The organism is uncultured Eudoraea sp. (assembly GCF_947490415.1).
GTDB lineage: Bacteria > Bacteroidota > Bacteroidia > Flavobacteriales > Flavobacteriaceae > Eudoraea.
Genome location: NZ_CANLGX010000001.1, coordinates 703,717 through 716,911, shown reverse-complemented (window position 1 = coordinate 716,911; position 13,195 = coordinate 703,717). Strand labels below are relative to the sequence as shown.

The 13,195-nt window shown below is 38.4% G+C and carries 9 protein-coding genes; 5 read left to right on the top strand and 4 right to left on the bottom strand.

Annotation, left to right across the window (positions count from 1 at the left end):
* Positions 1 to 28: 28 nt before the first annotated feature.
* Complete coding sequence (locus Q0874_RS03180) at positions 29 to 961, top strand: alpha/beta hydrolase (protein ID WP_299159270.1); 933 nt, start codon at positions 29 to 31, stop codon at positions 959 to 961.
* Between the two features lie 179 nt (positions 962 to 1,140).
* Here Q0874_RS03180 and Q0874_RS03175 read toward each other — a convergent pair whose 3' ends face one another.
* Positions 1,141 to 1,368 (bottom strand): hypothetical protein, encoded by a 228-nt coding sequence (locus Q0874_RS03175; RefSeq protein WP_299159267.1) that lies wholly within the window; start codon positions 1,366 to 1,368, stop codon positions 1,141 to 1,143.
* A 453-nt stretch (positions 1,369 to 1,821) separates the two neighbouring features.
* On the opposite strand from Q0874_RS03175, the gene Q0874_RS03170 reads away from it, so the two are divergent.
* The gene (locus Q0874_RS03170) at positions 1,822 to 3,663 is read left to right on the top strand and encodes a pyruvate kinase (protein WP_299159264.1); all 1,842 of its coding nucleotides are present in this window, start codon (positions 1,822 to 1,824) and stop codon (positions 3,661 to 3,663) included.
* A 242-nt stretch (positions 3,664 to 3,905) separates the two neighbouring features.
* Positions 3,906 to 6,161: a tetratricopeptide repeat protein gene (locus tag Q0874_RS03165; RefSeq protein WP_299159260.1), complete on the top strand. Its 2,256-nt coding sequence runs from the start codon at positions 3,906 to 3,908 to the stop codon at positions 6,159 to 6,161.
* A gap of 364 nt (positions 6,162 to 6,525) precedes the next feature.
* On the opposite strand, the gene Q0874_RS03160 is transcribed toward Q0874_RS03165, so the two are convergent.
* Complete coding sequence (locus Q0874_RS03160) at positions 6,526 to 6,807, bottom strand: hypothetical protein (protein WP_299159257.1); 282 nt, start codon at positions 6,805 to 6,807, stop codon at positions 6,526 to 6,528.
* A gap of 196 nt (positions 6,808 to 7,003) precedes the next feature.
* Between Q0874_RS03160 and Q0874_RS03155 the strand changes: the two genes are divergently transcribed.
* Positions 7,004 to 8,551, top strand: a complete 1,548-nt coding sequence (locus Q0874_RS03155; RefSeq protein WP_299159254.1) for a hypothetical protein — start codon at positions 7,004 to 7,006, stop codon at positions 8,549 to 8,551.
* A gap of 129 nt (positions 8,552 to 8,680) precedes the next feature.
* On the opposite strand, the gene Q0874_RS03150 is transcribed toward Q0874_RS03155, so the two are convergent.
* Together Q0874_RS03150 and Q0874_RS03145 are read right to left on the bottom strand one after the other, a co-directional pair.
* Entirely contained in the window at positions 8,681 to 9,574 is an 894-nt protein-coding gene (locus Q0874_RS03150; RefSeq protein WP_299159252.1) for a hypothetical protein, read from the bottom strand.
* 227 nt (positions 9,575 to 9,801) lie between these two features.
* Positions 9,802 to 9,981 carry a DUF6090 family protein gene (locus Q0874_RS03145; RefSeq protein WP_299159249.1) on the bottom strand — a complete coding sequence of 60 codons (180 nt, stop codon included), beginning with the start codon at positions 9,979 to 9,981 and terminating at the stop codon, positions 9,802 to 9,804.
* Positions 9,982 to 10,613: 632 nt separating this feature from the next.
* Between Q0874_RS03145 and Q0874_RS03140 the strand changes: the two genes are divergently transcribed.
* On the top strand, positions 10,614 to 12,695 hold the full coding sequence (locus Q0874_RS03140) for a hypothetical protein (RefSeq protein ID WP_299159247.1): 2,082 nt from the start codon (positions 10,614 to 10,616) through the stop codon (positions 12,693 to 12,695).
* The last annotated feature ends 500 nt before the right edge of the window (positions 12,696 to 13,195 follow it).

Genomic DNA, 13,195 nt, shown 5'->3' with positions numbered 1-13,195 from the left:
TGGCGGTAATAGTATTGATAACATAGGAATGGATTTAAACAAAGATTATACTAGTCAAACCATTAAACTCAATCCTGATTATGAAGGAGAAGTAACCTCTGTATTAATTTCTTCAAACTTTAATTTAGGCAACAGAAAGAGCGTCTTGTATATACATGGTTATATTGATTATTTTTTTCATCCACATTTAGGAGAAAAATTTAATGAATATAATTTTGATTTTTACGCTCTCGATCTTCGGAAATATGGTAGATCGCTTTTAGAACATCATCATCCCAACTATTGCAAAAATATTGAGGAATATTTTGAGGAAATCTCCATTGTTATTCGCCAGATTCAAATTCAAAGCAAGTCAATTTACCTGTTGGGTCATTCTACAGGAGGCTTAATAGCGAGTAGCTATATGAATAACGGTAAGGATAGAAATCTTATTGATGGGCTAATTTTAAATTCTCCTTTTTTAGATTTCAATCAAACTAAATTCGAAAAGTCATTTAGTTATTTCATTTCAAAAATTATTTCTAAAATATCAGTTTATTCAAAAATTAATGGCGCCCTGTCTTCTGCCTATGCTCAAAGCATTCATAAAGATTTTTATGGTGAATGGGATTTTAACCAAGACTGGAAACCAATAAAGGGATTTCCAACCTACTTTAAATGGATAGTTGCGATTGCAACAGCTCAAAGAAAATTAGAAGAATCAAACATAACAATCCCCATTTTGATTTTGCATTCTTCTGATTCTATTAAAATTTCAACTTTTTCTAAAGATGCGATGTCAAAAGATATTGTATTAAATATTGAAGACATAAAAAGAGTTGGGTTAAAGCTTGGTGATAAGGTGACGTTATTGAGAATTAACAATGCACAGCATGATATATTTTTATCTCCGAAAGTGGTGAGAGAAGACGCTTTTGATAAAATGTTTTCTTGGCTATCAAAAATTGATATTAAGAAATAACTGCCGCCAAGATTGTATAAAGTTAATGAAGATTTTAACGCGCTTTGAATGTTGCCTGGTTTAGTAAAGTGGTTATATAAGTTCTGGGTTTATTGTTAAATACCCTTCCTGAACTAAAGCCAGTGCCTCTCCATGATATGAAATTACGAGCAGCATTGCGAGGTATAGGATTATTGTTGTCATAACACACTCTTGGTTTGTTGTTCTCTTCTAAATCTCATATAGGAGTTTATTCTTCTTCTCCTTTCGGCAATTATTTCATTTAAATTTTTATCAGTCATGATAATTTCCGGGTCAGGGGCTAAAAATTTAAATAAAGCAGGCTCTTGATATTTCAAATAATAGAAGCCATTCCCTTTATGTATCGGGTACATCTTTTTTAAGTCTTTTAATAGTGCTGTTTTCATTTTTACTTATTGATATTATTAAAGTAAGTTATGCTTTCCGGATATCCTTTCTCTTAGGTTGAGGTCAAACTACAACCATGGTATATTGAGTATAGAAGATACGGAGAAAAACAGGTACAGGAATCCCCATAATAACTAACTGCAATGATTTTCCTGGGGGACTCTTAATAATCCGCTATCAATAGTACGCAGGAAGAACATAAAGTAAAATGATTAGCATCATGTTTTGATAATTTTTACAGTGGGTAATGTGGACGCGATTTGAATATTGCCTGGTTTAAAACCATTATTTAGAAAGCTACCAAAACAGCAAGGACAAACACCACACAGTATTTGCCACAGGCAAGTTCCTTAATATTCTTATAGAAAGTAATTCTAAGGATGCAGTTATTACCTAAATGTGCGAAATAACCATTAAATTTATAATGCTCCCGGCTGTTAAAGGAACATACAATGGCAGAAATTGGCAAAAAAGAAGAAAATATACGATGGCTTATTAGTGAAATTTCGGCAATCGTAGAACGTTTGCAGCAATTCGAGGCCAAATATTTGGCCGAACTATCCGAGGTCCATCCAAATTTTATCAAAAGTGCCCGTAATCTTATCCATTACCGTGCGCTTCGTAAAGAAGATATAAGGCCAATCCAGAAAAAGCTTGCGAATCTGGGGCTTTCCCGGCTCGACAAACCAGAAAGCCATGTTATGGCAAGTTTATTGGCCAGTAAGGCCATCCTGGAGGGCTTTCTCAACAATGAACCCATTAAAAAGCACAAGGCCGAATTAACTTTTAAAAAAAGTAATCGGATAAGTAAATCTAATGCAAAATCGTTGTTGGGATACCGCTCTAAGGGAAGACGCACCCGTATAATGGTTACCTTACCTACAGAAGTTGCCTATGATTACCAATTGGCCCATGATATGATTGCCAGTGGAATGAATTGTGCACGAATAAATTGTGCACATGACAGTGAAAAAGAATGGAGCCTGATGATCGGCCACATTAAGACAGCGTCCAAAAAATTGAAAAAAAAATGTAAGATCTCCATGGATTTGGGAGGCCCAAAAGTGCGGACCTGTGCTTTAACAGCTGGCCCAAAAGTTAAAAAATTTAGACCAACAAAGGACGTGCGGGGCAATGTCATTAAGGATTGTGAGCTCTGGATTGGCCCGGTTCCTCATCCCAACGTGGATCTGTCGCATCTGCCTGTAGCATTAGAAAGTTTGGAAAAACTCAAAGTAGGGGACCAGTTGTTCTTTAGGGATACCCGAAACAAGAAAAGGGAATTTACAATTACAGGAACCACAGAAAATGGCTGTATTGCCCAATGTGGTAAAACCACTTTTCTGGAAACGGGCATGAAATTATATACCAATGCAGATTATTCTTCTACGCCAATCGTGATAGGGGAATTACCCGCGGTGGAACAATACATAAGGTTGCACACGGGAGATTTTTTACGATTGCATAAGGATGCATTGCCTGGTGAACCTGCACTTAGGGATAAGGATGACAATGTGATTAGCCAGGCACAAATTTCTTGTACTTCAGGGGATATATTTGAGCAGGTAAGGGAAGGGGAGCCTATCTTTTTTGATGACGGCAAGATTGAAGGAGTTATTCGCCAGCTGGCCCGGGACGAAATGATGATAGAAATTGTCAATTCCAGAAAAGCAGGAAGTAAACTAGGAGCAGACAAAGGAATAAATTTTCCCGGAAGTAATTTGGAAATCAAAGGTTTAACCGCCAAAGACAAAAAAGATCTCGCATTTGTGGTTCAAAACGCGGATATCGTAAACGTATCTTTTATAAACCGAAAGGAGGATGTAAGAGATCTCATTGCGGAGTTGCAAAAATTAAATCCTCCAAAAGGATTCGGGATCATTCTTAAGGTTGAGACACAAAGTGGTTTTAATAACCTGGCCAAAATTCTATTGGAGGCCATGAAGACCTACCCTGTAGGTGTGATGATCGCAAGGGGAGATTTGGCGATAGAGTGTGGATGGGATAATATTGGCAGGGTTCAAAGGGAAATTCTTTCACTGTGCAGAGCGGGACATATTCCTGAAATCTGGGCCACACAAGTACTGGAAAATCTCTCAAAACAGGGGATACCTTCCCGGGCCGAAATGACCGATGCCGCTATGGCACAACGTACAGATTGTGTTATGCTTAACAAAGGGCCCTATATTCTCCAGGCCATTAAATTGCTGAGCACCATCTTTAAGGATATGGAACTTTATCAGGAAAAAAACGCACGGCTTTGGCCTGCAATGCAAAGAGCTGATATACATTGAGTTGTTTCACTGTAGTGTGCGTAGTATACCCAGCAGATTTTCGATTAGCTATTAAACCTCCTAATATAAAAATATCAGTTAAAGTATCTAATGTAAGGGTCTAATAAAGGTCAGGAAATCTTACCCAAATACCTGATGAAAATCATTGCCCAAATCAGAAGGGTTGCTTAAGTTTTAAGTTAGACTAGAATCTTAATTTTTACGGTCATTAAAATGATTCGTAAATACAACGATATCAAGAGATGCAACAACACCGCCTGGTAGCAATCATGTTTACCGACATTGTGGGCTATACTGCCTTGATGGGGTCAGATGAGGAACGTGCATTTGAGATGCTCAGGAACAACCGGGATATTCATAAGCTATTACTAGAGAAATATAATGGTGCGCTTATCAAGGAAATGGGCGATGGGATGTTGATCAGTTTTGATCTTGGTTCTGATGCTGTACGCTGTGCTATAGAAATTCAGATTGCTTGTAAGGCAAAGAATATTCCTTTGAGAATTGGCATCCATGAAGGTGAAGTAGTATTTGAAGGGTCGGATGTATTTGGCGATGGCGTAAATATTGCCTCCCGTTTGCAGTCAACTGCTGAGGTGGGTAGTATTGCCATTACGGAATCTGTTTACCAGGACGTGAAAAATAAGACCGATATACGCACCGAATTTATTGAAGAGAAGTTCTTTAAAAACGTAGATGAGCCGGTTAAAATCTATAATGTCAATTGTGAAGAACTTCCGGTTGCACGCAGCTCGGCTAAGAATTCGGTAAACAAAAATAATCAACGGAGGCCTATTATTATTCTAATACTAAAGGCAATACCCGTATTTATTATAGCCATTACGCTTGCTACTACTATTTTTGTGATTTATGGCAGCACAACAATTCCATTTACCGAGCGGGATTGGATTGTGATATCGGATTTTGAAAATCTTACCGATGAAACAATTTTAGACCACTCCCTGAATACAGCATTTATTCTTAGTATCAATCAATCACGATATTTAAATGTGATGACCAGGCAGCGAATGATTGAGACATTAAAGAGAATGGAAAAAGAAAATAGTACAATTATCGATGAAGAAACCGGTAGGGAAATTGCAATTCGCGAAGGGGTAGAAATTTTTGTAGTTCCAACAATTAGCAGGGTGGGTACCCGGTATATTCTTACCGCAAAAATCCTTGAAGCCCAAACCGCGAATACCCTAAAGTCTGAAGTTCTTTATGCCGATAGCCAGGATGAGATTATTGAAAAATTGGATCAGTTAAGCAGAAAGATACGACGAAGCCTTGGAGAATCTAGTTTTAGGATCTCAAACCAGAGTAAACCTCTTAAGAAAGTTACTACTTCCTCGTTAAAGGCACTAAAGCAATATTCATTGGGTATTGAAAGTCATCTACGTCTTGACTTTAAAAAAGCCAGGACGCATTATGAGAATGCAATCCGCCTTGATAGTAATTTTACCGCGGCGAAGGCTTCCCTGGGAAATTTACTTTTTGAAAAATTTGATCGAAACGAGGGGCGCAAATGGCTAGATAAAGCTATTGTATCTATAGATAATCTTACCGACAGGGAAAAATTTGGCATTCTTGCTTTTTACGCCGTAAATGTTGAAAATGACCTGGGCAAGGGTATCGGGTATACAGAAAAACGACTTGGGTTATATCCTGACGATCCGGCCGCGCATAATAACCTGGGATGGTATTTTCAAAAACAGGGTCGGTATGATAAGGCTTTGGATGAATATAAAACTACGCTTCAGATTAATCCATACATGATGCTTACTAATAGTGGTATAAACTGGATATATCTGGAATATTTAGGTCAAATAGATTCTGCCTTAACATGGTCTAATCGCATGATTACATATGCTCCTGATAATCCTTGGGGTCATTTTTATCTAGGCTCCGCTTATGTCGGTAAAAATAATTTTGTGAAAGCAGAGGCATCTTATCTTAAAGCGGGTAGTCTAGATCCAAACTTTTTGATGAATCAATACAGATTGGCACATGTCTATCGGCTTCAGGGAAAGTTTGATAACGCCATTGATGTTTTGGAGACAATCCTCCGGAAAAATCCTCAAGAATTTTCTCCCCATTATGACCTGGGAGTTAATTACAATTTAATCGGTCAGCATGAAACCGCCAGGAGTCACTTTCTTGAATATAGTAAAATAGCAGAAAGATGGCTGGAGGAAAATTCGGATGACCCAAAAGCATTTATTTATAATGGCATAGTACTTACGCAACTTGGAGATAAAGCTGCTGGTTGGGAAATTGGAAAACAAGCATTGGAGTTGAAGGAGCCGATTTACTTTGAATTTGCTCAATTACTGGCAGTTCAGGACCGGAAAAGTGAAGCCCTGGACTATTTGGAAAAAGCACTTGAGAATGGCTATAAAAACCTGATATGGATAAAACTCCAACCTGATATACAATTATTGCATGGGGAGGTTCGATACAAGGAATTGATACATACCTATTTTGGAAACCCATAATATCCTTAGTAATTTCCTGAAATCTTTTCCCAATCCCCGTTGCACATGCTATTGAAAGTAATGCTCAGTTAAGTGAGGTTAGATACATATATCTTTTCTGCCTCACCCTGGGAGAACCCTACAGCATGGAGTGGCAAATTGCATCGGGGAAAGAAATAATGGTATTTCAGGCACAGAGGTTTGGATTGAGTTGATAGGATGTATGATAGCCTTAAATTAATGAAAAGGATGAATTCGTATTGGCGGAAAAATATAAAAAATAAGGCATACAATTCGGACTCCCATTAAGTTGACAAGCTGTCAAATAGGGGGATTTTTGGGTCAGTTAATATGTTGAAACACCTTTTGGAAAAGCGTTATTGGATCAGGGGCGAAACTCAACCGGGGTGATCTTTATAATTTTGAAATCGGTGAGATCATTGCCTTGAATGTCTATAAAAACATCCTCATTCAGCCCTTTTGCATTCCCCCTTTTGGCAAAATTTATTAAAACCCGAACAATACGATCTTCATAGTTGCCTACCGTTGCCGAAATTTGGTAAATCTCAAAGTTTTTAGGGGCAGCTTCATGTTCCTGAATATATGCTTTTGTAGGTTCATGGGTATTTATAAAGCGTATGGCATCTAGTAAGGTCTGTGTTTTCATGTATTGGGATTTAAATCATTTAAGAGTGCATAATATAGTTTAAAGTTCCCGGGGCTCAAATTTTATTCTTTTATATAATGCAGCAGTTTTAAACCTTGCGCCTTTCATAGCATCCTTTATTGCACTCTGTTTAAAAATAGTATCTTTAACGTACACGCTAATATTCAGGTGGTAACGACATAAATTTGGAAAGTGAATGAAAACAGTTGCATTTATTGTTGCATCAATATTGTTGATAGGATGTAAAGAAAATAAGCCCAGGACCGAATTTTTGGGAATGGTTAATCTTGAGGTAACCGGAAACGCAAAAGCGGTTTCTCAATTTGAGAGAGGACTTTTATTACTGCATTCTTTCGAATATCAGGATGCCCGTGAAGCGTTCAGGAATGCTCAGGAAATGGATTCTCAAATGCCTATGGCCTATTGGGGTGAAGCGATGACCTATAATCATAGCTTATGGGGTGAACAAGAGTATGAAGAAGGGGTGGAAGTTTTGAAAAAACTGGAATCCCTGGATCTGGAAAAAAACGCAACAGAACTGGAGCAGGATTTTATTGGGGGGGTCAGGATTCTGTTTAAACCGGAAACTGACAAACCGGAACGGGATGTAGCCTATGCGGATTTTATGGAGGGTTTGTCCAAAAAATATCCGGACAACCATGAAGTGGCAGCATTTTATGCGTTATCGCTTCTAGGCTCCGTGCCAGACGGACGTGATGAAGAATTATATGGTAAGGGTGCTAAAATTGCGCTGGGTATTTTAGCTGAAAACCCCAATCATCCGGGAGCCCTGCACTATACCATTCATTCATACGATGACCCTAAGCACGCTGTATTAGCTTTGGAGGCTGCCGACGCCTATGCTAAAGTCGCTCCGGACGCAAGTCATGCCCTACATATGCCATCTCATATTTATGTGGCTATGGGGATGTGGGATCGGGTAGTTGCCTCTAATATTGATTCGTATCAAGCCAGCCTGAACAGAATGAAGCGAAAAGAACTGGATAATGATGCCAGGGGATACCATGCCTATCATTGGCTCGAGTATGGTTATTTGCAGCAAGACAACAGGGCAGAAGCCAGGAAAATGGTGTTGGACATGCAGCGTTTTATGAATGAAAAACCATCCTCAAGGGCCCGGGTTCATATGGTGTTTCTAAAGGGGACCTACCTTACTGAAACTGATGAGTGGGAGAGTGCGGTAGCCGATATTCCGGTAGAAATTTCCGATCTGAATATTTCGGTTCGTTCCCAATATTATTTTTTAGAAGGAATGAAAGGATATATAGCAAAAGACACGGTGCAAATGGATAGCATTGTTGCTATCATGGAGTCTGACATTAAGAGAGAAACTTTTGTACAGGAATTTTCCAGCTCAACATTATGTTCAAATGTGACCAGGGCTGAGGCCGCGCCATCAGATATTATTACTTCTAAGGCCAGACAGCAGCAGCTTTTGGGATTGCGGGAAGATTTGGTCGCGAGGCATAATACGGCAGAAGAACATCTGCTGAAATCAATTGAACTGCAAGAAAGCGTCAGCTATAGTTACGGTCCGCCATCTATTCAAAAACCAACCCGCGAACTCTATGCAGACTGGTTAGTTGCAATGGGGAGGTACAAAGATGCGGAAGTCCAATATGCTCTGGCGGAAAAAGCGGGTCCAAAACGCCGATTGATTAAAGCAGGAATTGAAAACCTAAGCCAGTCTTTGAATGATCAAACGCTTTCATTTTCGAAATAAGTCGGAGCGTTAAAAAATATTCAGTGTATGATTTTAGTGAACGGGTGTATCCTCCAAAATGTAATGAAGTAGGGGAGGGATCACGAACTGGTGAAAAACCCTGGCGATAACCTGTGTAGTATTTAAAACCTATTCTGTTTCATTATTTTCCATTTCTGTTCCCGGTACCGGCTGCCACAGCGTCCACGCAATGATAAACCCCCAAATAAAGCTGGATGTGCTTGTTTCAAGAAGATGCGCTATCCGCACCATTTCGGGCATGATAGGATTGGGGAGCAATAATCCGCTGCTGCCAAGGATAGTAAATAAAAGCCCCAGTAGTATACCTTTCGAGATCTTGGCCCCCCTGGCCATCTTCAAAACCAGGATACCAATAAAAACCCATAAAAACCCCCTAAAGATCTGAAACAGATAAAGTCCGGATTGGAAATTTCCCTTCATGATCTCCTTAAACGAATCTATCTCTCTGGTCCCGGAGTAAAGGAGGCGAACTTCTGCAAATTGCCAGGCAACAAAATAGCCGAAGGCAAAATAGATCAATGGCCAAATGACCACCGAAAGTAATAGTATCTTTTTGACACTAAATCTAAAACCAGGAGTATTATTGCTTTTGTCGGGCTCAGTTTTAAATTTGCCTGTGATCATTATGGCAATCACTGTAAAAGTAACAAGGGTAAATGCTCCTCCAAGAACGATAGCCGCAATACCATTGCCGGGCAAACCAAGACTATCATTAAACCAAACAGTCTCAATTTGGGACATGAAATACTGGATCCCAAAGGAAACCAGGAAGGCAAGACCCGCCAGCTTCCAGCCCGTATAACGGGCTTTGTAAATTAGTTTAAGTATAATCCCGGCATTAAGTGCACTTACCAAAAAGAAAATGAATCCTGCAGCACCATCGCTATCCGTTTCCATTTCCATGAGATTACTCGGAAAAATCAAATTCCCAATCATCAAACCTACTCCCCATAAAATCATCATCAGGATACTTAGCCCAAGCCAGATTGCAATCTTCTTCATTAATTCCATAACTAGTTTTAAAATTATTGGGAGTACTAAAACGGCCCAAAGATCCCTAAATAAAGTTCCATAAAACATGATATTTGTCAACTCCTCAGTGCCTTTGGCGATCTGATTGCCCTGCAGTTGAAAATAGAATGAAATACAACAAGTTAGTATTGCATTGTTTTAAAATCAATGAACATAGCATCCATTTGACTTAAAGATCCCTTATTTTTCTCAACACATCATCTGAGTATTACTAGATTATCTGGGTACTCAGCTAATAATTCATGAATAACATAATCTCTTTCAGATTTTTCTTTCCTTTCCTCATTCCAATCATTAATACTCAACACAATCAGAATCCCAATAACCACCAATAAAATCTCTCCAATGGCATAACTAAGGTATTTTTCTGTTTTCATACCAGCCGAAGCCTTAGCGGAGGTCTGGTTATCGTCTGCAAGTTTTTGTCTAACTCGCCTAAAAAATTAATCATAGTTTTTGCTTTAAACGCCGGCGCGGCAGGCTGCTATCCACACGCTATATCTGGCCCCTATGTGCTGCTAAATTGGTCCGGCGGAACAATTTGTCTCTTACGATACACGCTCTGTCCTCTAAAGAAGTTGATCATGTGTAGTAGTGGTCGGTGGTTTCCTTAACAAGGTACGCAAATAATTAATTCATGATTTCTGCTAAGGATTTGTTAGGCGTCGCCCGCAGCTTTGAATTTTGCCTAGATCAGCCTTACACATTCAGGTATATTTATGAAGCCGTTCAATATGAGATCCTGGACAGGAAAGTATGGTTGAGGTAGTCGTAAGCACCAAATAGCAAATGACAAATTCCAATAAATTATTGGCGTACCCACTCTTTTGGAATTTGGAACTTGTATTTTGGAATTTATGGAACAGAGGGTTGGTTAAGATAGTCTTCTCCTTCGAAACAAATTATTAATGTAAATCTCTTCTTCTCAATTTATTCTTATCTTGGAACCCAGGGTGCATGGTCATTGAGAGGGATCTTCAAATCATGTCCGTGTTATACATAGTAGTCAATGAATTTAAAAGAATTTTTTAAGGAATGTCATGAAAAAGAGGTGTTTAAAAACCTTTCGATCTATATTGTTTCCAGTTGGGTACTTATTCAGGTGTTATCGGTAATCTGGGAACCTTTTGGATTACCCAAAATATCCATGACTTATTTGCTCCTGGTCTTGTTATTAGGATTTCCATTTTATATTTATTTGCTTTGGAAATATCGGTTAAAACCTCTGGAATCAAAGTTAAGCCGAAGAAAAGACCTCAAATTTAATTCTAAAAGCGTCTCCTCCAGATCAGGGGATATGGAAGTAAAGAAAAGGAAAATACATCTTCCGGGAATCCATTTTTACAGTCCTTTTCAGAAAATATATTTTACTGCACTTTTTGTTATTTCCTTACTTGCTGTTTTTTCGGCCACACTTATTGTGAAAGCAAACTTTTTGAATGAAGATAATATAAGCGCCTTAGTGTTTGAAAAAGACGAAGCAAATGGGAATAACAGGATAGCCGTTTTAAAATTTGAAAATAACACCACAGAGCCAGATTTAGAGGTTATAGGAAGAATGGCGGTGGATTGGATCATGCATGGAATTACACAGAATAAATTGGGTCAGGTGATCTCTCCCCAAATTGTTGATGATTATACCAAAGTTTTAAAGGCCTCTTTTGTTCCCAGCATTGAAAATGGCGTACTTAAGGAATATTTAAATCCTACAAAAGTAGTTACCGGGGCCTATTATCTTAATAATGATAAACTCTTGTTGCAATGTTCCGTACTAAATGGAACTATGGATAAAACATTGATCTCTTTTGAGGTGACGGAATGTGATCCCAAGAGCCCACTGGATTGCATTGAGGCCGCAAAGCAACAGATTTTGGGTTATCTCCTTTCTAAAGGCAAAACCATATTGTTAAATGAAGAAACACCTCCGAATTTTAAGGCTTATAAATTATGGTTGGAAAGCAGCGCCCTTTCACAATTGCAATCGTCAGAAGAGTTAAAATATCTTAATGAAGCCATTGCGGCAGACAGTAGTTTTTTTAAGCCCAAAATAGATCGTGTAGCCTATTATTACAATCGCGACCAATTTGCTGTGGCTGATTCATTGTTGAAGGTTTTGACAAGTGAAACGGTGACCAAAAAAGAACAGTTGAATATAATTAATCATTATGAAGCTTGTTTAAGGGGAGACAATAAAACGGCCTATAAAACCTATAAGGAAGAATACAATAAGGTTCCGATAGATTTGGAAATAAACCTAAGTACTATGGTCTTGGCACTGCAATTTGTCAATAGGCCTCAGGATGTTGATAGCATCTATACCGCGCTTAATATGAAGGATTTTGACCTTGATAATTGTATTTCCTGCCAATATCGGTATTTTGTAAAGGGCATGGCCAACTTGACTTTAGGTAAGACTGATGAAACTATAGAATTACTGGAGCCTTATTCCCGGACTGCAGGTAATGAATGGATAAAGGAGGCCCTAATGAAGGCTTATGTCTTAAATGGTGATACTAATGCAGTGATGAACCTTATAGAGCAAATTCGCCTCTTAGGGCGAATAGAATTTTGGGAGATCATGATGTTCCAAACAGGATTGGAATATATGAAGCTAGGAAAGACCAAGACAGCGGAAAACTATCTTGATCGATTGTTGAAAAATTTTAATACAAAAGCAAACGACCTTACACAATCTGAGAAAGAATTGCAGGCCGAAACCATTTTTTATAAGAAAGACTATCTCGGGGCAGAGCCCTTATTGAAAAGCTTAATAACGCAGAGCATTGATGAAATTTCAAATGCCTCTTATTTGGCCATGACGTATTACCAGAACGGGAAACAAGACAAGGCCCTGGAAATGTTAGCTTACTTGAACACCTTACGGACTAAATATCAATTTGGGAATGTCGATTATGCGCTTTCTCAATATTATGCCATGGCAGGCGATGAGGAAAAAGCCATGGATAATTTATTAAAAGCCGTTAGTTCTGGGAAACGATTTACCAGTTCAACCTTTCAAAACGACCTGCTTTTTAAACCATATCACAAGTCAGAGGCCTTCCAAAAAATCTTAAAATTCTGGCATAACTAATCCCCTCCTAAACAATCTCCCTAACAGCATATAGTAAATATTTAGATACCTTGTTATTGGCGATCAGATTCTGTCTTATACGCCTAAAAAAGTTGATCATGTGAAGGAATCAGTTAGTTGTTCTTCCTAAGGTACTGAATTATTAAATATTGTTAATTCGTTTTAGTGGAAATCATAAGACTTGACACATAGATCAAACAACATTCATTTTATGTCTACCTATTAAATTTCCTTAGGAATTTTATGACTTCAATCATTTATCCAGGAAATGTCACAGCAAGTAGCCGCTGCGATTAAATAAATAATTCCTAAAATTACTCCTACTCCTAATACTCCAAAAACAATCCATGCCCAAGTAGGCCAGGTAGAAAATCCTCCTTTTTTGAGTAGTACTTCATACACTTCCTCCTTATTAATTGGAAATTTTACATTCTCTCTTGTATCATAGTCAACCTTTACACCATAAAACTGACCATCTTCAAATACAATGAAGTTGTATT